General features: G+C 72.8%; 22 protein-coding genes. 19 read left to right on the top strand and 3 right to left on the bottom strand.

Going from position 1 to position 21,689, the window contains the following annotated elements:
• The first annotated feature begins 27 nt into the window (after nucleotides 1–27).
• The 5 genes from CPE01_RS08315 (at nucleotide 28) to CPE01_RS08295 (ending at nucleotide 6,961) form a co-directional block, all read left to right on the top strand.
• Nucleotides 28–1,389, top strand: a complete 1,362-nt coding sequence (locus CPE01_RS08315; protein ID WP_146806189.1) for a homoserine dehydrogenase — start codon at nucleotides 28–30, stop codon at nucleotides 1,387–1,389.
• On the top strand, nucleotides 1,389–2,480 hold the full coding sequence (thrC, locus tag CPE01_RS08310; RefSeq protein WP_146806188.1) for a threonine synthase: 1,092 nt from the start codon (nucleotides 1,389–1,391) through the stop codon (nucleotides 2,478–2,480). The genes CPE01_RS08315 and thrC overlap by 1 nt, the downstream gene beginning before the upstream one ends.
• A 10-nt stretch (nucleotides 2,481–2,490) precedes the next feature.
• Nucleotides 2,491–3,489, top strand: coding sequence for a homoserine kinase (thrB, locus tag CPE01_RS08305; RefSeq protein WP_146806187.1), 999 nt, complete (start codon nucleotides 2,491–2,493; stop codon nucleotides 3,487–3,489).
• A 296-nt stretch (nucleotides 3,490–3,785) separates the two neighbouring features.
• Nucleotides 3,786–5,726 (top strand): transcription termination factor Rho, encoded by a 1,941-nt coding sequence (rho, locus tag CPE01_RS08300; RefSeq protein ID WP_146806186.1) that lies wholly within the window; start codon nucleotides 3,786–3,788, stop codon nucleotides 5,724–5,726.
• Between the two features lie 728 nt (nucleotides 5,727–6,454).
• Complete coding sequence (locus CPE01_RS08295) at nucleotides 6,455–6,961, top strand: type II toxin-antitoxin system PemK/MazF family toxin (protein ID WP_246783814.1); 507 nt, start codon at nucleotides 6,455–6,457, stop codon at nucleotides 6,959–6,961.
• 161 nt (nucleotides 6,962–7,122) lie between these two features.
• On the opposite strand, the gene CPE01_RS08290 is transcribed toward CPE01_RS08295, so the two are convergent.
• From CPE01_RS08290 to CPE01_RS08280, 3 genes are all read right to left on the bottom strand, one after another.
• Nucleotides 7,123–7,707 (bottom strand): NADPH-dependent FMN reductase, encoded by a 585-nt coding sequence (locus CPE01_RS08290; RefSeq protein WP_146806185.1) that lies wholly within the window; start codon nucleotides 7,705–7,707, stop codon nucleotides 7,123–7,125.
• On the bottom strand, nucleotides 7,704–8,342 hold the full coding sequence (locus CPE01_RS08285) for a DinB family protein (protein WP_146806184.1): 639 nt from the start codon (nucleotides 8,340–8,342) through the stop codon (nucleotides 7,704–7,706). Before CPE01_RS08285 ends, CPE01_RS08290 begins: the two co-directional genes overlap by 4 nt.
• Nucleotides 8,343–8,443: 101 nt before the next feature.
• Nucleotides 8,444–9,589 (bottom strand): glycosyltransferase family 4 protein, encoded by a 1,146-nt coding sequence (locus CPE01_RS08280; protein ID WP_146806183.1) that lies wholly within the window; start codon nucleotides 9,587–9,589, stop codon nucleotides 8,444–8,446.
• 196 nt (nucleotides 9,590–9,785) lie between these two features.
• Here CPE01_RS08280 and rpmE point away from each other — a divergent pair, with 196 nt between their 5' ends.
• The 14 genes from rpmE (at nucleotide 9,786) to CPE01_RS08210 (ending at nucleotide 21,679) form a co-directional block, all read left to right on the top strand.
• Nucleotides 9,786–9,998 (top strand): 50S ribosomal protein L31, encoded by a 213-nt coding sequence (gene rpmE, locus CPE01_RS08275; protein WP_019134883.1) that lies wholly within the window; start codon nucleotides 9,786–9,788, stop codon nucleotides 9,996–9,998.
• A 132-nt stretch (nucleotides 9,999–10,130) separates the two neighbouring features.
• Entirely contained in the window at nucleotides 10,131–11,216 is a 1,086-nt protein-coding gene (gene prfA, locus CPE01_RS08270) for a peptide chain release factor 1 (RefSeq protein ID WP_146806182.1), read from the top strand.
• A 68-nt stretch (nucleotides 11,217–11,284) separates the two neighbouring features.
• Entirely contained in the window at nucleotides 11,285–12,184 is a 900-nt protein-coding gene (gene prmC / locus CPE01_RS08265) for a peptide chain release factor N(5)-glutamine methyltransferase (RefSeq protein ID WP_146806341.1), read from the top strand.
• Nucleotides 12,181–12,969, top strand: coding sequence for an L-threonylcarbamoyladenylate synthase (locus tag CPE01_RS08260; protein WP_146806181.1), 789 nt, complete (start codon nucleotides 12,181–12,183; stop codon nucleotides 12,967–12,969). Before prmC ends, CPE01_RS08260 begins: the two co-directional genes overlap by 4 nt.
• Nucleotides 12,966–14,078 carry an MraY family glycosyltransferase gene (locus CPE01_RS08255; RefSeq protein ID WP_146806180.1) on the top strand — a complete coding sequence of 371 codons (1,113 nt, stop codon included), beginning with the start codon at nucleotides 12,966–12,968 and terminating at the stop codon, nucleotides 14,076–14,078. Before CPE01_RS08260 ends, CPE01_RS08255 begins: the two co-directional genes overlap by 4 nt.
• Nucleotides 14,075–14,575: a Cg1360 family ATP-synthase-associated protein gene (locus CPE01_RS08250; protein ID WP_146806179.1), complete on the top strand. Its 501-nt coding sequence runs from the start codon at nucleotides 14,075–14,077 to the stop codon at nucleotides 14,573–14,575. Before CPE01_RS08255 ends, CPE01_RS08250 begins: the two co-directional genes overlap by 4 nt.
• A 301-nt stretch (nucleotides 14,576–14,876) precedes the next feature.
• Complete coding sequence (atpB, locus tag CPE01_RS08245) at nucleotides 14,877–15,533, top strand: F0F1 ATP synthase subunit A (RefSeq protein WP_307723688.1); 657 nt, start codon at nucleotides 14,877–14,879, stop codon at nucleotides 15,531–15,533.
• A gap of 105 nt (nucleotides 15,534–15,638) precedes the next feature.
• Nucleotides 15,639–15,869, top strand: coding sequence for an ATP synthase F0 subunit C (atpE, locus tag CPE01_RS08240; protein ID WP_146806340.1), 231 nt, complete (start codon nucleotides 15,639–15,641; stop codon nucleotides 15,867–15,869).
• The gene (locus CPE01_RS08235) at nucleotides 15,866–16,447 is read left to right on the top strand and encodes a F0F1 ATP synthase subunit B (RefSeq protein WP_146806177.1); all 582 of its coding nucleotides are present in this window, start codon (nucleotides 15,866–15,868) and stop codon (nucleotides 16,445–16,447) included. The genes atpE and CPE01_RS08235 overlap by 4 nt, the downstream gene beginning before the upstream one ends.
• Nucleotides 16,447–17,259: a F0F1 ATP synthase subunit delta gene (locus CPE01_RS08230; protein ID WP_146806176.1), complete on the top strand. Its 813-nt coding sequence runs from the start codon at nucleotides 16,447–16,449 to the stop codon at nucleotides 17,257–17,259. Before CPE01_RS08235 ends, CPE01_RS08230 begins: the two co-directional genes overlap by 1 nt.
• 56 nt (nucleotides 17,260–17,315) lie before the next feature.
• Complete coding sequence (gene atpA, locus CPE01_RS08225) at nucleotides 17,316–18,944, top strand: F0F1 ATP synthase subunit alpha (RefSeq protein WP_146806175.1); 1,629 nt, start codon at nucleotides 17,316–17,318, stop codon at nucleotides 18,942–18,944.
• A gap of 2 nt (nucleotides 18,945–18,946) precedes the next feature.
• Nucleotides 18,947–19,846, top strand: coding sequence for a F0F1 ATP synthase subunit gamma (locus CPE01_RS08220; protein ID WP_146806174.1), 900 nt, complete (start codon nucleotides 18,947–18,949; stop codon nucleotides 19,844–19,846).
• 67 nt (nucleotides 19,847–19,913) lie between these two features.
• Nucleotides 19,914–21,401 (top strand): F0F1 ATP synthase subunit beta, encoded by a 1,488-nt coding sequence (gene atpD / locus CPE01_RS08215; RefSeq protein WP_146806173.1) that lies wholly within the window; start codon nucleotides 19,914–19,916, stop codon nucleotides 21,399–21,401.
• The gene (locus tag CPE01_RS08210; RefSeq protein ID WP_146806172.1) at nucleotides 21,401–21,679 is read left to right on the top strand and encodes a F0F1 ATP synthase subunit epsilon; all 279 of its coding nucleotides are present in this window, start codon (nucleotides 21,401–21,403) and stop codon (nucleotides 21,677–21,679) included. Before atpD ends, CPE01_RS08210 begins: the two co-directional genes overlap by 1 nt.
• Nucleotides 21,680–21,689: the final 10 nt, after the last annotated feature.

Below are 21,689 nucleotides of genomic sequence, written 5' to 3'. Positions count from 1 at the left end.
GTCCCGACGAGAGCACCCGGAGGTCGTGTGCCTGCCCCCTTGAAGGTCGCCCTGCTCGGCTGCGGGGTCGTCGGCACGCAGGTCGCCCGACGGCTGCTGGAGCACGCCGACGAGCTCGCGTCGCGCGTCGGCACGTCGCTCGAGCTCGTCGGGATCGCGGTCCGCAACGCGACCGCCCCCCGTGAGGGGATCACCGGGACGCCGCTCGCGGACCTGCTGACCGACGACGCGGAGGCGCTCGTCGACGGCGCGGACGTCGTCGTCGAGGTCATGGGCGGCATCGAGCCCGCGCGCACGCTGATCCTGCGGGCGATCGAGGGCGGCGCGAGCGTCGTCACCGCCAACAAGGCGCTGCTCGCGCAGGACGGCCCCACGCTCTACAAGGCCGCGGACACCGCGGGCGTCGACCTGTACTTCGAGGCCGCCGTCGCGGGAGCGATCCCGATCGTGCGCCCGGTGCGGGAGTCGCTCGCGGGCGACCAGGTGCAGCGCGTCCTCGGCATCGTCAACGGGACGACGAACTACGTCCTCGACCGCATGGCGACCGAGGGTCTCGAGCTCGAGCAGGCCGTCAAGGAGGCGCAGGCGCTCGGCTACGCCGAGGCGGACCCGACGGCGGACGTCGAGGGCTATGACGCGGCGGCCAAGGCCGCGATCCTCGCGTCGCTCGCGTTCCACACGCGCGTCTCGATCGACGACGTCGCGCGCGAGGGCATCAGCGCGGTCACCGCCGCGGACGTCCAGTGGGCGCAGCGCACGGGGCACACGATCAAGCTGCTCGCGATCGCCGAGCGCAACACGTCCGACGGCGTCGCGGGCATCCAGGTGCGCGTCCACCCGGCGCTCGTGCCGGACGCGCACCCGCTCGCGGGCGTGCGCGGCGCGTTCAACGCGGTGTTCGTCGAGGCCGAGGCCGCGGGCGAGCTCATGTTCTACGGGCGCGGCGCCGGTGGAGCGCCCACGGCGTCGGCGATCCTGGGCGACCTCGTGTCCGTCGCGCGGCACCGCGTGCTCGGGGGACGCGGTCCGGTCGAGTCGTCGTACGCGGCGCTGCCCGTGCTGCCGGCGGACGCCGCGCGCACGCGCTTCCAGGTCCGTCTCGACGTCGACGACCGCCCGGGCGTGCTCGCGCAGGTCGCGGCCGCGCTCGCGGAGCACGACGTGTCGATCGAGGCCGTCCGCCAGAGCGCCGACGGTCACAGCGCCGACGGACACAGCGCCGACGGACACAGCGCCGACGCGGACCGCCGCGACCCAACGGACGTCGCACGCCTGCTGCTGACCACCCACGCCGCGCCCGAGCGCGCGCTCGCGGCCACGGTGGCCGCGCTCACCGACCTCGACGTCGTGCGTGACGTCGTGTCCGTCCTGCGAGTCGAAGGAGCCTGATGGCCCACCAGTGGCGCGGCGTCATCGCCGAGTACGCCGACCGCCTGCCCGAGCACCTCACCACCCACCCGGTCACGCTGTTCGAGGGCGGCACGCCCCTGATCGCGGCGCCCGCGCTGAGCGAGCGCACGGGTGCGGACGTGCACGTGAAGTTCGAGGGCATGAACCCGACGGGCTCGTTCAAGGACCGCGGCATGACGACGGCGATCTCGGCGGCGGCGGCCCGCGGCGCGAAGGCCGTGGTGTGCGCGTCGACGGGCAACACGTCGGCGTCCGCGGCGGCGTACGCGACGCGTGCGGGCATGGTCTGTGCGGTGCTCGTGCCGGACGGCAAGATCGCGATGGGCAAGCTCAGCCAGGCGATCGCGCACGGCGCGACGCTGCTGCAGGTCGACGGCAACTTCGACGACTGCCTGATCGCGGCCCGCAAGCTCGCCGAGGCCTACCCGGTCGAGCTCGTGAACTCGGTCAACCCCGACCGCATCCAGGGGCAGAAGACCGCGTCGTTCGAGATCGTCGACGCGCTCGGCGACGCCCCGGACATCCACGTCCTGCCGGTCGGCAACGCGGGGAACATCACCGCGTACTGGAAGGGCTTCCGCGAGTACGCGGGCCTCGACGACGGTGCGGCGCACGGCGCGGTCGCGACGCACACGCCGGTCATGTGGGGGTTCCAGGCCGCGGGCGCCGCCCCGATCGTCCTGGGTCACCCGGTGACCGAGCCGGAGACCATCGCGACTGCGATCCGCATCGGCAACCCCGCGTCCTGGAAGCAGGCCGAGGAGGCGCGTGACGTCTCGGGCGGCCTCATCGAGTCGGTGACCGACGACCAGATCCTGCGCGCGCACCGCATCCTGTCCGCGGAGGTCGGCGTGTTCGTCGAGCCCGCGTCGGCCGCCGGTGTCGCGGGTCTGCTCCGCCTGTCCGACGAGGGGCGCGTGCCGGCCGGTGCACGCATCACGATCACCGTCACGGGCCACGGCCTCAAGGACCCGCAGTGGGCGCTGCGGCGCGCCGACGGCGGAGAGGTCACCCCGGTGCGCGTGCCCGCGGACGTCGTGTCCATCGCGGACGCGCTCGGCCTGGGCTGAGGCGACGACCGTGCGACTGCGGGCCGACCGTGTCCGGGTGCGGGTCCCCGCGACCTCGGCGAACCTCGGGCCGGGCTACGACGCGATGGGCGTCGCCCTGGCCCTGCACGACGAGCTCGAGGTGCGCGCCGTCGCGTCGTCGGGCGTGGAGGTCGTCGTCGAGGGCGAGGGTGCCGGCTCGGTGCCGGACGACGAGCGTCACCTCGTCGTGCGCGCGATCCGCGTGGCGCTCGACCACGTCGGTGCGCCGCAAGCCGGACTGGCGCTGACCTGCCGCAACGCGATCCCGCACGGGCGTGGGCTCGGGTCGTCGGCCGCGGCCGTCGTCGCGGGCATCATCGCTGCGCGCGGACTCATCTCCGAGCCCGAGGCGCTCGACGACGCGACCGTGCTCGCGCTCGCGACCCAGATGGAGGGGCACCCGGACAACGCCGCGCCGGCGATCCTGGGCGGCGCGACGGTCGCATGGACCAACGCCACCGGCGGCGTCGGTGCGACGCAGGTCGAGGTGCACCCCGAGATCGCCCCGGTCGTCATGATCCCGCCGACGCACCTGTCGACGAAGGCCGCGCGTGGCGTGCTGCCCGAGCACGTCCCGCACGCCGACGCCGCGTTCCAGGCCGGACGCTCGGCGCTCCTGGTCCAGGCGCTCGGTCGTCGGCCCGACCTGCTGCTCGACGCGACCGTCGACAAGCTGCACCAGGAGTACCGGCGCAGCGTCATGCCCGACTCGCTCGCGCTCGTCGACGCGCTGCGCGCCACGGGCGTCGCCGCGGTCGTCTCGGGTGCCGGGCCGACCGTCCTGGCGCTCGCGCGACGGCTCGACGGCGTCCCGTCGGCGTTCGCTGCGCCGGGTGGACCCGGCGCGGCCGGCGCCGCGCAGGGCACCGACGCGGACGCGGCGATCGCCGCCGCGTTCGGCGGTGTGCTGGGTGGCTGGGTGATCCGACCGCTCGCGGTCGACCCGTCGGGAGCGCAGCTCGTCGTGGGTGAGCACCCGATCGGGTGACGCCGGTGCGCAGGCGTCATCCGGGCAGTCGAGAAGGCCGACAGTGGTAGCATCGACGCGTTCCCCGGACCACATCCTCCGGGTCGCGCGCCGCTCCCAGACACCTCGGGTGGCCGTGCCCCAGGCGAGTCGACCATCCGGGAACGATCCAGCCTGAACGCGTCGCCGACACGGTCGTGAGCCGCGCGTGGGGCTTCCAGCATCGCCTCGCCGGTGGGTGAACCGCATCCGACGGCGAGACGCCGGTCGTCGCCCGAGAACCGGGCGAGACCTCCGACGAGGGGGAAGGGTCCTTCGTGACAGACACCAACCAGAGCGGCGCGTCGATCGCCACCCTGCGGCTGCCCGAGCTCCAGGCGATGGCCTCCGGGCTGGGCGTCAAGGGCACGTCGAAGATGCGCAAGGGCGACCTGGTCGAGGCGATCAACGCCGCGCGCGGTGCCTCCCGCTCCCGTGCCCTCGACGCGCGCCGCGACCAGGCCGTCGCTCCCGTCAAGGAGCCCGTCGCCGAGCAGGCCGCGCCCGTCGTCGTGCCGACCCTCGAGCTGCCGGTCGGCGAGCCGACCGCCGAGCGCCGCCCGCAGCGGTCGCGCGGGGCGCGCCGCGAGCAGGGTCCGGCCACGGACGCGCTCGCCGGGCTCGAGGCCGCTCTGGACGCGAAGGTCGCGTCCGCGGAGGCCCCTGAGCGCAACCGCAGCGACGACCGCGCGCAGCGCGCGGCCGAGGCCGTCGTCGAGGTCGAGCAGGGCGAGCGCCGCTCGCGTCGTTCGGGTCGCGGTCAGGGTTCGCCCGACGAGCGCGTCGAGGGCGAGCGCCAGCAGGGCCAGGGCGGCCAGCGCAACCAGCAGCGTCAGGCGGGCCAGCAGAACGCCGCGCCCGCCGAGGCTGCCGCTGCCGGTGGCCAGGGGGCTCGTCCGGACGACGACGAGGAGCGCGGCGGCCGCCGCCGCCGGTCGCGTGACCGGTACCGCGACCGTGACCGCAAGCGCGGCCGTTCCGGCGGACGCGGCGGTCAGCCGGACCTCGCCGGGCTCGACGAGATCGAGCTCGCTGACGACGACGTGCTGCTGCCCGTCGCGGGCATCCTGGACATCCTCGAGAGCTACGCGTTCGTGCGGACGACGGGCTACCTGCCCGGCCCGAACGACGTGTACGTCTCGCTCGGCCAGGTCAAGAAGGCCGGTCTGCGTCGCGGTGACGCGATCACCGGCGCGGTGCGTCAGCCCCGCGAGGGCGAGCAGGCGTCCCAGGGCACCCGTCCGAACAAGTTCAACGCGCTCGTGCGGCTCGACACGGTCAACGGGCTGAGCCCCGAGGAGGCGCGCGAGCGTCCCGAGTTCAGCAAGCTCACGCCCCTGTACCCGCAGGAGCGGCTGCGGCTCGAGACGCCCGACCCGGGCCGTCTGACGCCGCGCGTGATCGACATCGTCGCGCCCATCGGCAAGGGCCAGCGCGGCCTCATCGTCGCGCCCCCCAAGGCGGGCAAGACGATCATCATGCAGCAGATCGCGAACGCGATCACCGCGAACAACCCCGAGGTCCACCTCATGGTCGTGCTCGTCGACGAGCGCCCCGAGGAGGTCACGGACATGGAGCGGACGGTCAAGGGCGAGGTCATCGCCTCGACCTTCGACCGCCCCGCCTCGGACCACACGCTCGTCGCCGAGCTGGCGATCGAGCGGGCCAAGCGTCTCGTCGAGCTCGGCCAGGACGTCGTCGTGCTGCTCGACTCGATCACGCGTCTGTCGCGCGCCTACAACCTGGCCGCGCCCGCGTCGGGCCGCATCCTGTCCGGTGGTGTCGACGCCTCGGCGCTCTACCCGCCGAAGAAGTTCTTCGGTGCTGCGCGCAACATCGAGAACGGCGGCTCGCTCACGATCCTCGGCTCCGCGCTCGTCGAGACCGGCTCCAAGATGGACGAGGTCATCTTCGAGGAGTTCAAGGGCACCGGGAACATGGAGCTGCGCCTGTCCCGCTCGCTCGCGGACAAGCGGATCTTCCCTGCCGTCGACGTCAACGCCTCGGGCACGCGTCGCGAGGAGCTCCTCATGTCGCGTGACGAGCTGCAGATCGTCTACAAGCTGCGTCGCGTGCTCGGAGCGCTCGACCAGCAGCAGGCGATCGAGCTCCTCACGGGCAAGATCAAGGAGACCAAGTCGAACGTCGAGTTCCTCCTCCAGGTCCAGAAGACCACCCCCGGCAGCTGGGGCGAGGAGAACGCGGGCCGCACGGTCTGACCTCCCACCGACGACGAAGGCCGCGCCCGTCCCCGAGCGCGGCCTTCGTCGTCCCCGCACCCCACCCCACCGCTCCCACCCGCCACCCCGCACCCCCGCCGACCCACCCACACCCGCGCCAGTCCGGGCGCGACCGGGGCGAGTCGAGCACGGCCGATCGAGCGCGACCGCGGCAGATCGACCGCGACCGCGGCAGATCGATCGCGAGCGCGGTAGATCGATCGCGAGCGCGGTCGGCGGGGAGCCGCGCTCGGTGCGGATCTACCGCGCTCGCGACCGCCACGTGACCTGCCCCGCGCGCGCCTCCGGCCCCGCCCCGCGCGCGCCGGACCGTGCGCGACCCGCCAGTTCAGGCGCGACCGCGGGGGCCCGGCGCGAGTGCGGACGATCGGGCATGAGCGCCAAGGATCGAGCGCGAGCGCGGTAGACCGAGCGCGACCGCGGTAGATCGAGCGCGGGCGCGGTAGATCGGGTGCGAGCGCGGTCGGTGGGGAGCCGCGCTCGGTGCGGATCTACCGCGCTCGCGACTGGCCCCCCGATGCGCGTCCGCGCGCGCGAGGCCGAGCGCGAGCGCCGGAGATCGAGCGCGAGCGCGGGGGATCGGGTGCGAGCGCGGTCGCCGGGGAGGCGCGCTCGGCGCGGATCTGCCGCGCTCGAAGCGGACCTGCCGCTCGGTGGGTCGGGCTCAAGGGTGGGTGGGCGGTGGTCGATGCTGAGGGGTGCCTGGAGTGCCCGCCGCAGTGGACGTGCCCGACGACCGACTCGTCGAGCGGGTGCTGGCGTCCGCGCAGGAGTGGCTCGCGACGCCGCTCGACTGGCTCGGGGAGCGCACCGACCTGGAGCTGGCGCTCGTCGCCGCCGCGGTGGTGACGCTGCTGGTCGTCGTCCGGACGCTCATTCGACGGCGGGTGCGCGGTGGGCCGCGGCCGGGGGAGATCTGGTTCGCGAGGGTGCCGTTCGACGACGGCCCCGGCGCCAAGGACAGGCCCGTGCTGGTGCTCCGTCGCGAGCGGCGGCGGGTGGTCGTCGCACGGTTCACGTCGCAGGACAAGAGCGGGCGGCGCGACCATGTGCGCGCGCCGGCCGGGCTGCCGGGGATGCTCGTCCAGGGCTGGGTCGACCTCGCGCCGCGCACGCTGCCGCGCGGCGCGTTCCGCCGCCGGGTCGGTGATGCCGGCGCGGCAACCGTGCTCTGGTTCGAGCAGGCCCGCGAGAAGGCAGCCCCCGCGCCCTGAGCCCACGCGGGTCGCGTCCGCGTGCAACGCGAGCGCGGCGCATCGAGCACGAGCGCGGTCGATCGGGCGCCGGCGCGGCCGTCCAGGGCCGGCGCTCGGCGCGGGTCTACCGCGCTCGGCCGCAGCGGTGCGGCCCTGAGTCCGCTCGGGGCGGGGTGCGGTCAGTCGCGGTCGCCGATGTGGCCCGGGGCCGTGACCGACAGGACGCGCTCGACGAACGCGGCGTACTCCGACATGTAGTGGCGCAGGAACTCGGCGGTCGACTCGTCGGTGACCGTGCCGTCCTCGGCGTAGTGCTCGGGCTTGAACGTCAGGTAGACCTCGGGAGCGTTGAGCTGCGGAGCGTTGAGGAAGCTGAGCACCGAGCGCATCGACGACTGCATCACCGCCGTGCCGATCGGGCTGGGCGAGGCACCGACGATGCCGGTCGGCTTGCGGGCGAACGAGTTCGTGCCCCACGGCCGCGATCCCCAGTCGATCGCGTTCTTGAGCGCCCCGGGGATCGACCGGTTGTACTCGGGGGTGACGAACAGGATGCCGTCGGCGGACTCGATCGCGGCCTTGAGGGCGCGGCCCTCGGGCGGGAAGTCCTCGTCGTGGTCGGGGCTGTAGAGCGGCAGGTCGCGGATGCCGATCTCGTGGAACTCGAGCGACGGGGGTGCGAGCGAGATCAGCGCGCGGGACAGGACGCGGTTGATCGACGTGCTCGACAGGCTGCCGACGAAGTAGCCGATCCGGTAGCTCATGACGTGCTCCTCGGTGTCGTGGCGAACGAGTCGGCGAGCGTGCGCAGGTCGCGCACGTAGTCGGCCCAGTCCTGAGCGGACTGCTCAGGGACGTTCAGCGCCTGCGGGCGCAACCCGACCGCACCGTCGAGGAGCTCACGCACGATGTCGGCGTGCCCCGCGTGCCGGGTCAGGTCGGAGGTGACGTGCACGACGACCTGGCGCAGCGTGACGTCGCCGTTCGCCCACCACGGGACATGGCCGGGCAGGTCCAGCGGAGCGGTCGTGAGCAGGTCGTCGGCGAAGGCCCAGACCGAGCGGTACAGGTCGACGAGGTACGGCACGGACTCGTGCGCGGCCGCCCACATGTCGGCGTCGACCGGTGCGTCGTCGCGCATCCAGGCCAGGTCCGGACCGGGCCACGCGCGCCCGAACGTCTCCCCGAAGTAGCCGATCTCGACGCCCGCCGCGTGCTTGACCAGCCCGAGCAGGTTGGTGCCCGTCGGGGTCACGGGCCAGCGAGCGTCCCGCTCGGACAACCCGTCGAGCTTCCAGACGAGGCAGTCCCGAGCGACGGCGAGGTACCGCAGCAGGATCTCGCGCTCGGCGGCGTCCGGGTCGGGGGTGAGGTCGGTGGCCTGATCGGTGGTCGTCATCGCGCCCTCCGGTTCCGCGGCAGCATGCTCTCAAGCCTGGGGCCAGGTGCCGCGCCCCGCACTCCGGGCGCGACGTGCGGCACGTGCCGGGGCGGAGTCGGCTAGGGCCGGGCGTCGAGCGCGGCCCGGTAGCCGCGCTCGACCTCGTCGGCGATCGCGGGCGTGTCGAACCGCGCGGCTGCCACGCGCTGGCGCTGCGCGATCTCGGCGCGGCCCTCCCGGTCGTCGACCCAGCGCGCGAGCACCTGGGAGAACATGGCGGTGTCGGCGGGGTCGAGGAGCTGGCGCTCGAGGCCGTGCATCGTCGTGCGGTACCCGGGGTTGTCGCCCGCCAGCACCACGCCGCGCGCGGCGGCCAGCGCCTCGACGACGGAGATGCCGAAGCTCTCACCTCCCGTGGACGGCAGCGCGACGACGTCCGCGGACGCGAGCAGCGCGGCCTTGTCCTCCTCGGCGACGAACCCGGGCAGCTCGACGTTGGTCAGCCCCTCGCGCTCGACGGTCGCGGCGAGCTCGTCGTGCAGCGGACCGCGTCCGGCGAGCGTGAGCGTCCACGCGTGCCGCGTGCCCGCGTGCGTCATCGCGACGGCGGCGGCGAGCAGCTCGCGCGGGCCCTTGCGCGGCACGAGACGTCCGAGGAACACGATGCGCACGGGCTCGTCGGCCGCCGGCTCGTCGGTCGAGGGCGCGAACCGCGCGACGTCCACGGGGTTGCCGAGCACCCGCGTCGGCACGCCGAACGTCGCGTCCGCGAACGACGCCGCGGCCTCGGACGTGGCGAACACGCGCGCGAACCGGCGCAGCCGTCGTCGCTCGACGAGCCCGAGGAGGCGGGTCCCGGCGGTCACCCACCACGAGTGCGGGTAGATGTGGAACGTCCCGACGACCGCGGTCCGCGCGGGTGCGGCCGAGACCAGCGCGCCGGCGAGCACGGGGGAGTACGGCATCTGCACGTGCAGCACGTCGAAGTCCACGCGCTCGAACAGCTCGCGCACCTGTGCGCGCGAGGCGGGCAGCGGCGTGTTCAGCCGGTTGCCGTTGAACGTGACGCCGACGTTGCGCCCGATCACGTGCAGGTTCGGCAGGTCCGTCCGCACGGTGGTCGAGGCGATGTAGTGCACGTCGTGGCCGCGGCGCGTGAGCTCGGCGCCGAGGGTCAGCACGTACTGCTGCACGCCGTCGGGACGGTCGAGGTTGTCGTCGATGACGAGCCCGACGACGAGGCGCTCACGCTGGGGGGACGGCACCCGAGCATCCTAGAGAGCCCTCGGGCGCCGTACCGCGGTCGACGAGGGCTCGCGCGCGGGGAGTCGGACGTCACTCGTCGCGACCTCGGGATGATTTCGGGCGCGCCGCAGGTTCTGGCATGATGGTTCGCTGGTCTGCGGTTCACCCGCGCGCTCCGCGTCGGGACCCGGGGACATCCCACCAAGGAGAGCTCTCGTGAAGTCTGACATCCACCCCGAGTACGTCGTCACCGAGGTGACGTGCACGTGCGGGAACACCTTCGTCACCCGCAGCACCGTGACGAGCGGCAAGATCCACGCCGACGTCTGCAGCGCGTGCCACCCGTTCTACACGGGCAAGCAGAAGATCCTCGACACCGGTGGCCGCGTGGCCCGCTTCGAGGCGCGCTACGGCAAGAAGGCCAACTAGCACCTCCGCAGCGCCGGTGCCCGGCGCGGACGACTGCCCTCCATGGCAGTGTCCGCGAGGGCACCGGCGCTGCGTCGTTCCCGGGGTGCGCGCGGCGTGCCCCACGCACGTCCGTCGACCTGAGGGAGACCCGTGAGCGAGCAGTTCGCCGCGGCACAGGCGCTGCTCGCCGAGCACGCACAGATCGAGGCGCAGCTCGCCGACCCGGCGGTGCACGCCGACGCCGGTCGTGCCCGGACGCTGGGCCGGCGGTACGCCGAGCTCGGCCGGGTCGCGCAGGCCTACCGCGCATGGCGCACCGCGTCCGACGACGCCGCGGCGGCCGCGGAGCTCGCGGACGAGGACGCGGCGTTCGCCGCCGAGCTGCCCGCGCTGCAGGCCGCCGCCGACGAGGCCGCGGCACGCCTGCGCGAGGTCCTCATCCCGCGCGACCCCGACGACGCCCGCGACGTGATCCTCGAGATCAAGGCCGGCGAGGGGGGCGAGGAGTCCGCGCTGTTCGCGGGCGACCTGCTGCGCATGTACCTGCGGTACGCCGAGCACAAGGGCTGGGCGACGCAGGTGCTCGAGTCGACGCCGTCGGACCTCGGGGGCTTCAAGGACGTGCAGGTCGCGGTCAAGGCGCGTGGCACGGTGGCGCCCGAGGACGGCGTATGGGCGCACCTGAAGTACGAGGGCGGCGTGCACCGCGTGCAGCGCGTCCCCGTGACGGAGTCCGCGGGGCGGATCCACACGTCGGCCGCGGGCGTGCTCGTGTTCCCCGAGGCGGACGACGAGGGTGAGGTCGAGATCGACCCGAACGACCTGCGGATCGACGTGTACCGCTCGTCGGGCCCGGGAGGGCAGTCGGTCAACACCACGGACTCGGCGGTGCGCATCACGCACCTGCCCACGGGCATCGTCGTGTCGATGCAGAACGAGAAGTCCCAGCTCCAGAACCGCGAGCAGGCGATGCGCGTGCTGCGCGCGCGGCTGCTCGCTGCGCGCCAGGAGGAGGCCGCCGCGGCGGCGAGCGAGGCGCGGCGCAGCCAGGTCCGCACCGTCGACCGCTCGGAGCGGATCCGCACGTACAACTTTCCCGAGAACCGCATCGCCGACCACCGCACGGGCTACAAGGCCTACAACCTGGACGCGGTGCTGGCCGGTGACCTCGGGCCGGTGATCGCCTCGGCCATCGAGGCCGACGAGGCCGCGCGGCTCGCCGAGGCGGGCGCGTGAGCGGCGGGGCCGACGCCGCCCTCGGCACAGGCAGCGGCACGGGCAGCGGCACCAGCACGACGCCGCGCGTGCCGGGGGTCCGTGCGCTCGTCGAGGGTGCCGTGCGCGTGCTCGACGAGGCGGGCGTGCCGTCGCCGCGCGTCGACGCGACCGCGCTCGCGGCGTTCGTGCTCGGCCTGCCGCGCCTCGAGCTCGCGCTCGCGCCCGACCCGGCGCCCGAGGGCTTCGTCGAGCAGTTCGCGGCGCTGGTCGACCGGCGCCGCGCCCGCGAGCCGCTGCAGCACATCGTCGGCCACACCGCCTTCCGGTACCTGACGCTGCGGGTCGAGCCGCGCGTGTTCGTCCCGCGCCCCGAGACCGAGGTGGTTGCACAGGTCGCGATCGACGAGGCCGCACGCCTGGTCGCCGCGGGGCGCAGCCCCCTCGTCGTCGACCTGTGCTGCGGCACGGGCGCGATCGCGCTGTCGGTCGACACCGAGGTCCCCGGTGCGCGGGTCGTCGCGGTGGACCTGTCGGCCGAGGCGGTCGCACTCACGCGCGCCAACAGTGGCGCGGTCGGGACGGGTCGGCTGCGCGTCGAGCAGGGGGACGTGCGCGCCGCCGACCTGCTGGCCGACCTCGTCGGGACGGTCGACGTGCTGGTCTCCAACCCGCCGTACGTGCCGCCGCACGCCGTGCCGCGCGAGCCCGAGGTCCGCGACCACGACCCCGACCTCGCGCTCTACGGCGGCGGGGCCGACGGTCTGGACGTGCCGCGCGCGGTGATCGCCGCCGCGTCCCGGCTGCTCGCGCCGGGTGGCCTGCTCGTCCTGGAGCACGCCGAGGTCCAGGACGTCGACGCGCGTGTCGCGGCGGCGCAGACCGGTGCGTTCGTCGAGATCGCGACCCTGCCCGACCTGACCGGACGACCCCGGATGCTCGTCGCTCGCCGGAGCAGCGCTCCGCACGTGGCAGGATCCTTCGCGTGACTGCGCGCACCTTGCCCGCCCACGACGCGGCGACCTGGGGCCCGGCGCTCGACGAGGCGGTCGACGTGATCGCCAACGGCGGCCTCGTCGTCCTGCCGACCGACACCGTCTACGGGATCGGCGCCGACGCGTTCTCGCCGCCCGCCGTCCAGGCGTTGCTCGACGCCAAGGGACGCGGCCGGCAGATGCCTCCGCCCGTCCTCATCGGCGACGTCCGCACGCTCGACGGCCTCGCGACCGACGTGCCCGCGCACGCACGCCTGCTCGCCGAGGCGTTCTGGCCGGGCGGCCTGACGCTGATCGTGCGCGCGCAGCCGTCGCTCGCGTGGGACCTGGGGGAGACGCACGGCACCGTCGCGTTGCGCGTGCCCGACCACCCGGCGGCACGCGCGCTGCTCAAGCGCACCGGCCCGATGGCGGTCTCGAGCGCGAACCGCACGGGTGAGGACGCCGCACTCACCGCGGCCGACGCCTACCGCATGCTCGGCGACCGCGTGCGCGTGTACCTCGACGCGGGCGAGTCGCCCGGGCAGGTCGCCTCGACGATCGTCGACGCGACGGGCTCGCGCCTGCAGGTCGTGCGTCAGGGGGCGATCACGCTCGCCGCGCTCAACGAGATCGCGCCCGTGCGCGGGACCGACGGACGGCTGCCCGACGCCGCCGGTGACGGGCACGCGGCTGACGACCACGCCTCCGCTGACGACCACGCCTCCGCTGCCGAGCACGCCTCCGACGACCACGGCGGCTCCGACGACGACGCGCGCGGGGCCGGTGCCGGCGGGTGAGGGTCTACCTGCTCGTCGGGATCATCGCGGCGGCGGTCGCCTACCTGACGACCCCGCTCGCGCGCTGGTGCGCGCTGCGGTGGGGTGCGATCACGGCCGTGCGCGACCGCGACGTGCACGCGGTGCCGACGCCTCGGCTCGGCGGGCTGGCGATGTTCCTGGGCATCGTTGTGGCGATCGTGCTCGCGAGCCCGCTGCCGTTCCTCGCGGGCGTGTACGACAACCCGCGCGCGCTCGTCGGGATCGTCGGCGGCGCGGGCCTCGTCGTGCTGCTCGGCGTGGCCGACGACATCTGGGACCTCGACTGGCTCACCAAGCTCATGGGGCAGGTGCTCGCCGCGGGCTTCCTCGCGTGGCAGGGCGTGCAGCTCTACCAGCTCCCGCTCGGCGGGGTCACGGTCTCCTCGACGCGCATGTGGACGTTCCTGACGATCGTCACGGTCGTCGTCGCGATGAACGCGGTGAACTTCGTCGATGGGCTCGACGGCCTGGCTGCGGGCGTGCTCGCGATCGGCGGCGGCGCCTTCTTCCTGTACTGCTACCTGCTCACGCGCGCGACGTCGGGCGACTACGCGAGCCTGTCCGCGCTCGTCCTGGCGGCCCTCGTGGGAGCGTGCATCGGGTTCCTGCCGCACAACGTGTACCCAGCACGCATCTTCATGGGGGACTCGGGCGCGATGCTGCTCGGGTTCGTGCTGTCGGCCGCGGCCATCGTCGTGACCGGGCAGATCGACCCCGAGCAGATCTCGCGACGCCAGTCCTTCCCCGCGTTCCTGCCCGTGCTGCTGCCCATCGCGGTGCTCCTGCTGCCGCTGCTCGACATGGGCCTGGCGATCGTGCGCCGCACGATCCAGGGCAAGTCCCCGTTCCACCCCGACCGCCTGCACCTGCACCACCGGCTGCTCGCGCTCGGGCACAGCCACCGCCGCGCGGTGGCCATCATGTACGTCTGGACGGCCGTCTTCGCCTACGGTGTGGGCGCGCTCGTCGTGTTCTCGACGACGACCGTGCTGTGGATCTTCGCCGCGGCCGTCGTCGTCGCCGTCCTGCTGACCATCGGGCCGCTGCGCGGCCGTTCGCACCGCACCCCAGGAGTTGGTACCGCATGAGCGACCCGACGAGCCCCGGCCGGCCCAGCTCCGGACGGCCCGACGAGCCGACCGCGACGCGGCACGACACCACCGCCGAGGAGGTGTTCCGGACGTCGCTGCGCCTGACGCTGTGGCTGCTCGGCGCGCTGCTCGTGCTCGGCGTCGGGATCGGCTGGCTCGTCGCCGGCGTCGAGGGCGTGTGGGGTGCGTTGATCGGCGTGGGGCTCGCCCTGGTGTTCTCCGGGACGACGGTCGTCGCGATGCTGCGCACGGCGCACTCGAGCGCGCAGACCATGGCGATCGTCGTCATGGGCACGTGGCTCGCGAAGCTCGCCGTGGTCGTCGTCGTGCTCGCGATCCTGCGAGGCCAGGACTTCTACTCGCGCGGCGTGCTCGCGGTCGTGCTGATCGTCGGCGTCGTGGGCTCGGCGTTCCTCGACTACCGCGCCGTCACGCGCGCCCGGATCCCGTACGTGGAGCCGCTCCCGGGCGCGGGCGAGGAGAGCACGCACTAGTCCCCGATTCGTAGGACGACAGTCCCGGACGAAGGCCTTGGCAGCCCTGCGCATGGGTTAGGCTTCGTTCGACCCGACGGCCCAGCGTCAACCGGCGTGCCCGCGACGACGCGGCACCGACGCAGACGACCTCCAGGAGCGCACCCTGTCCAGCCTCGCGACCCTCCTGCCACTCGCGTCCGACGAGGGGGGCAACGGCTTCCACACGCCGTCGATCGCGGACTTCTTCCCGCCGCCCTTCCTGTTCGAGGGCACGCTGCTGGAGTTCAACCGCATCCAGCTCGTCCGCCTGATCGCGGCGGTGGCGCTCGTCGTCCTGGTGTGCACCGTCGCCTCCCGCGCGAAGCTCGTCCCGGGCCGCGCGCAGAGCGTCGTCGAGATGGGTCTCGACTTCGTCCGCAAGAACGTCGCCGAGGACATCATCGGCAAGGAGAAGGCGGGCAAGTACGTCGCGCTCCTGACGACGATCTTCTTCGCGATCCTCGCGTTCAACATCACGGGCGTCATCCCAGGCCTGAACATCGCCGGCACGTCGTTGATCGGCCTGCCGGTCATGCTCGCGCTGTGGGTCTACGTCATGTACCTCGGCGCCGGCATCCGCGCGCACGGGCTGGGCGGCTACCTCAAGGCGAGCCTGTTCCCCCCGGGCGTCCCGCCGTTCCTGTACGTGCTGCTGACGCCCGTCGAGTTCCTCACGGTGTTCGTCATCCGGCCCGTGACGCTGGCCATCCGACTCATGGCGAACATGGTCGCCGGGCACCTCATGCTCGTCCTGTGCTTCGCGGCGACGGACTTCTTCGTCCGTGAGGCGTCGGGCATGACCGCCTTCGCCGTGCCGAGCCTCCTGGGCGGCATCGCGATCACGCTCTTCGAGGTGTTCGTCGCCGCGCTGCAGGCGTACATCTTCGTCGTGCTGACCGCCGTCTACATCTCCTCCTCGATCTCCGAGGAGCACTGACCTGAACCCCCACCGCAGGGCGGCCACCCTGCGGCGTACAACGAGCCCTCGGCCGACCGGCCGAGGACCCTACGGAAGGAACGAACGACCGTGGCAGACACCAGCATGATCCTTGCCGCCACCGACGCCGTCTCCGGCAACATCGCGACGGTCGGCTACGGCCTCGCGGTGCTTGGCCCGGGTATCGGTCTGGGCATCCTCATCGGCAAGACCCTCGAGGGCATCGCGCGCCAGCCCGAGGTCGCCGGCCAGCTCCGCACGACGATGTTCATCGGTATCGGCTTCGTCGAGGTCCTCGGCCTGCTCGGTCTCATCACCGGGTTCCTCTTCCAGTGAGCGCGGCCGCGATCACCGCGGCTGCCCTGACGGCCGCGGAGGAGGAGATCGAGGGCGTGCGGCTGCTGCTGCCCGCGCCCTACGACCTGGTGTGGTCGACGATCGTGCTCCTCATCATCGCGATCCCGTTCTACAAGTTCGCGCTCCCGCGTCTGCAGGCCGTCCTGGACGACCGTGCGGAGCGGATCGAGGGCGGGCTGGCCAAGGCGGAGGCGGTGCAGGCCGAGGCCGCAGCGCTGCGCGAGGAGTACGAGTCGGAGCTCGCCGCGGCACGCACCGAGGCGGCCCGGGTGCGCGAGGAGGCTCGCGCCGAGGGCGCGCAGATCGTCGCCGAGCAGCGCACCCGTGCGCAGGAGGAGGCGGCTCGGATCCTCGACACCGCTCAGCGGCAGATCGACGCCGAGCGTCAGCAGGCCGCGGTCCAGCTGCGCGCCGACGTCGGCTCGCTCGCGACCGACCTCGCGTCGAAGATCGTCGGCGAGGCGCTCGAGGACGAGGTGCGGCGCTCGCGCGTCGTCGACCGCTTCCTCGACGAGCTCGCGTCGGCACCGGCCGCCACCAGCGGTAAGGGGAGCTGATGCGCGGGACCTCTCGTGCGTCGCTGGCGCGGGTCGAGGAGCGGTTCGAGCCGGTCCTCGCCGCCGCCGGGGCACAGGCGTCCGAGCTGGGCGAGCAGCTGTTCGCCCTCGTCGACGCGCTCGACTCGTCGGGCTCGCTGCGCCGGACGCTCGGCGACCCGTCGATCGACGGGGAGGCCAAGGCCGGGCTCGTCGGCCGGCTCCTCGCCGCCGCCGACCCCCGGGTCGTCGCGGTGGTGCAGGACGCGGTGCGCCAGCGCTGGTCGGCCGACGCCGACCTGGGCGACGCGATCGAGCGGCTCGGTTTCAGCGCCGTCCTGGCGCGCTCCGAGCACGAGGGCACGCTCGCGCAGGTCGAGGAGGAGCTGTTCCGGCTGAACCGCGCGCTCGTCGGTCAGCGCGAGGTGCGTCGCACGCTGTTCGACCCCGCGATCCCGGGCTCCGCCCGCGCGGGCCTGGTCGACGCGATCCTGGCCGGTCGCGCGAGCGACGTCACGGCGATCGTCGCGCGGCGCGCGGCGGCGGCACCCCGGGGCCGGCGCTACGTGGCCACGCTCGGCCACATCGCCGACCTCATCGCGGAGCGGAGGCAGCGGCAGGTCGCGACGGTCACGACGGCGACCGACCTGACGGCCGCGCAGAAGGATCGGCTCGTCGGCATCCTGCGCGAGGCCTACGGCCGCGAGATCCAGCTCAACGTGATCCTCGACCCGCACGTGCTCGGCGGACTGCGCATCCAGGTCGGCGCGCAGGTCGTGGACGCGACCGTGCTGTCCCGGCTCGCCGACGCCCGACGACGACTCGCCGGCTGACCCGGCACCCCAGAACGCGGAGCCTGCGCACGCAGGCCCCATGACAGGAGAGAGCAATGGCTGAGCTGACGATCAGGCCGGAGGAGATCCGCGCCGCGCTGGACAGCTTCGTGAAGAGCTACGAGCCCTCGGGCGCCGTGGCCGAAGAAGTGGGCCGCGTGACCCTCGCGGGCGACGGCATCGCGCAGGTCGAGGGCCTGCCCGGCGCGATGGCCAACGAGCTGCTGCGGTTCGAGGACGGCACGCTCGGCCTCGCGCTCAGCCTCGACGTCCGCGAGATCGGCGTCGTCGTGCTGGGTGAGTTCTCCGGCATCGAGGAGGGCCAGGAGGTCCGCCGCACGGGCGAGGTCCTGTCCGTGCCGGTCGGTGACGGCTACCTCGGCCGCGTGGTCGACCCGCTCGGCCAGCCGATCGACGGTCTGGGTGACATCGAGACGAGCGCGCGTCGCGCGCTCGAGCTGCAGGCGCCGGGCGTGATGGCCCGCAAGTCGGTGCACGAGCCCCTGCAGACCGGCATCAAGGCCATCGACTCGATGATCCCGATCGGTCGCGGCCAGCGTCAGCTCATCATCGGCGACCGCCAGACGGGCAAGACGGCGATCGCGATCGACACGATCATCAACCAGAAGGCGAACTGGGAGACCGGCGACCCGACCAAGCAGGTGCGCTGCATCTACGTCGCGGTCGGCCAGAAGGGCTCGACGATCGCCGCGGTGCGCGGCGCCCTCGAGGAGGCCGGCGCGCTCGAGTACACGACGATCGTCGCGGCGCCCGCGTCCGACCCGGCGGGCTTCAAGTACCTCGCGCCCTACACCGGCTCGGCCATCGGCCAGCACTGGATGTACGACGGCAAGCACGTCCTCATCGTGTTCGACGACCTGTCGAAGCAGGCCGAGGCCTACCGTGCCGTGTCGCTGCTCCTGCGTCGCCCGCCGGGCCGCGAGGCGTACCCCGGTGACGTCTTCTACCTGCACTCCCGCCTGCTCGAGCGTTGCGCGAAGCTCTCGGACGAGCTCGGCGCGGGCTCGATGACGGGTCTGCCGATCATCGAGACCAAGGCCAACGACGTCTCGGCGTACATCCCGACGAACGTCATCTCGATCACCGACGGCCAGATCTTCCTCCAGTCGGACCTGTTCAACGCGGACCAGCGCCCCGCCGTCGACGTCGGCATCTCGGTGTCCCGCGTCGGTGGTGCCGCGCAGATCAAGGCGATGAAGCAGGTCTCCGGCACGCTCAAGCTGGACCTCGCGCAGTTCCGCTCGCTCGAGGCCTTCGCGATGTTCGCCTCGGACCTCGACGCGACGTCGCGTGCCCAGCTCGCCCGTGGCGCACGCCTCACCGAGCTGCTCAAGCAGGCCCAGTACACGCCGTACCCCGTCGAGGCGCAGGTCGCCTCGATCTGGGCCGGTACCAAGGGCCACCTCGACGATGTGCCGATCGAGGACGTCAAGCGCTTCGAGGAGGAGCTGCTCGACCACCTGCGTCGCAACACGGACGTGCTCTCGACGATCGCCTCGTCGGGCAAGCTCGAGTCGCAGACCGAGCAGGCCCTCGCCGACGCGGTCGCCGAGTTCCGCAACGGCTTCCTGAAGTTCGACGGCACGCCGCTGGTCGGCACGGTCGAGGAGGAGCAGGAGCTCGCGGTCGAGCAGGAGCAGATCGTCCGGCAGAAGAAGGCCTGAGCATGGCCGGTTCGCAGCGCGTCTACAAGCAGCGCATCAAGTCCACCCAGTCGCTCAAGAAGATGTTCCGGGCGCAGGAGCTCATCGCTGCCTCCCGCATCGGACGGGCACGTGACCGGGTGGCCCTGGCGTCGCCGTACTCGCGAGCGATCACGCGTGCCGTCTCGGCCGTGGCCACCCACTCGGACGTGACGCACCCGTTCCTCGCGCAGCGGACGGACACGAACCGCGTGGCGCTCCTGCTCATCGCCTCCGACCGTGGCATGGCGGGCGCCTACTCGGCGACCGTCCTGCGCGAGACGGAGCGGCAGATCGAGAAGCTGCAGGCCGAGGGCCGTGAGGTCGACCTGTACGTCTCGGGCCGTCGCGCCGTGTCGTACTTCAGCTTCCGGCAGCGTGAGCTCGCCGGGCAGTGGATCGGTCAGTCCGACGCGCCGCAGTACGAGACGGCGCTGGAGATCGCGGACACGCTCCTCGAGCGGTTCCGGGCTCCGGCCGACGAGGGCGGCGTCGCCGAGGTGCACGTCGTGTTCACGCAGTTCGTCAACATGGTCACGCAGCGCCCGCGCGTGATCCGACTGCTGCCGCTCGAGGTGGTCGAGGGCGTCGCCCCGGCCGGTGACGGCGGTCCGCTGCCGCTGTACGACTTCGAGCCGGACCCCGAGACCGTGCTCGACGCGCTGCTGCCGCGGTACTTCCGGGCACGGATCTTCGCGAGCCTCCTGCAGGCCGCGGCGTCCGAGCTCGCGGCACGCCAGCGCGCGATGCACACGGCCACGGACAACGCCGAGGACCTCATCCGCACGTACACCCGACTGGCGAACCAGGCCCGTCAGGGCGAGATCACTCAGGAGATCAGCGAGATCGTCTCGGGCGCCGATGCGCTCGCCTCGGCCTCCTGACCCTGACCACAGCCAACCGAAGACCCGCCGGGGTCGACTCGCCCCGGGACGAGAAAGCAGGCCAGACATGACCGCCACCACCGTCGACGAGACGGCCGCCGCCGCCGGCACGCCCGGCGTCGGTCGCGTCGCCCGCGTGATCGGCCCCGTCGTGGACATCGAGTTCCCGGCGGACCAGATCCCCGAGATCTACAACGCCCTGACGGTCGACATCGACCTGTCGGGCCAGGGTGAGGGCGAGGGCGCGGGCACGCTGCGCATGACGCTCGAGGTCGCCCAGCACCTCGGCGACTCGCTCGTGCGCGCCATCGCGCTCAAGCCGACGGACGGCCTCGTCCGCGGCGCCCAGGTGACCGACACCGGTGCCCCGATCTCGGTGCCCGTCGGCGACGTCACCAAGGGCAAGGTCTTCAACGTCACGGGTGACGTGCTGAACCTGGCCGAGGGCGAGACGTTCGAGGTCACCGAGCGCTGGCCCATCCACCGCAAGCCCCCGGCCTTCGACCAGCTCGAGTCGAAGACGCAGATGTTCGAGACCGGCATCAAGGTCATCGACCTGCTCACCCCGTACGTCCAGGGCGGGAAGATCGGCCTGTTCGGCGGTGCCGGTGTCGGCAAGACCGTCCTCATCCAGGAGATGATCCAGCGCGTCGCGCAGGACCACGGTGGTGTGTCGGTGTTCGCCGGTGTCGGCGAGCGCACCCGTGAGGGCAACGACCTCATCGTCGAGATGGAGGAGGCGGGCGTCTTCGACAAGACGGCCCTCGTCTTCGGCCAGATGGACGAGCCGCCGGGCACGCGTCTGCGTGTCGCCCTCTCGGCGCTGACGATGGCGGAGTACTTCCGCGACGTGCAGAACCAGGACGTGCTGCTCTTCATCGACAACATCTTCCGCTTCACGCAGGCCGGCTCCGAGGTCTCGACGCTGCTCGGCCGTATGCCGTCCGCCGTCGGCTACCAGCCGAACCTGGCCGACGAGATGGGCCTCCTGCAGGAGCGCATCACCTCGACGCGCGGTCACTCCATCACGTCGCTGCAGGCCATCTACGTGCCCGCCGACGACTACACGGACCCGGCCCCGGCGACGACGTTCGCGCACCTCGACGCGACGACCGAGCTCAGCCGTGAGATCGCCTCGCGCGGTCTGTACCCCGCCGTGGACCCGCTCGCCTCGACGAGCCGCATCCTCGACCCGCGGTACGTCGGCCAGGAGCACTACGACGTGGCGACGCAGGTGAAGTCGATCCTGCAGCGCAACAAGGAGCTCCAGGACATCATCGCGATCCTCGGTGTCGACGAGCTGTCGGAGGAGGACAAGACCGTCGTCGCGCGGGCTCGTCGCATCCAGCAGTTCCTGTCGCAGAACACCTACATGGCCGAGAAGTTCACGGGCGTCGTCGGCTCGACGGTGCCGGTGGCCGAGACGGTCGAGGCGTTCAAGAAGATCGCCGCGGGCGAGTTCGACCACATCGCCGAGCAGGCGTTCTTCAACATCGGTGGCCTCGAGGACCTCGAGAAGAACTGGGCCCGCATCCAGAAGGAGTACGGCGTCTGATGGCTTCCTCTCTCGAGGTCGACCTGGTCGACGCGGTGGGCAAGGTCTGGTCGGGCAAGGCCCGCCAGGTCTCTGCCCCCGCGGCCGACGGTCAGATCGGCATCCTCGCCGGGCACACGCCGATCCTGTCGGTGCTGCGCGAGGGTGAGCTGCGGGTGCAGACGGCCGAGGGCGAGCAGCTGGCGTGGCACGTCGACGGAGGCTTCCTGTCGGTGGACTCCGACACGGTCACGGTCGTCGTCGACGCGCTGAGCGACCCGACGACGTCCGACCACTGAGGCGCCAGGT

The organism is Cellulomonas persica (assembly GCF_007989825.1).
GTDB classification, from domain to species: domain Bacteria; phylum Actinomycetota; class Actinomycetes; order Actinomycetales; family Cellulomonadaceae; genus Cellulomonas; species Cellulomonas persica.
This window is presented reverse-complemented; position numbering and strand designations above follow the sequence as displayed.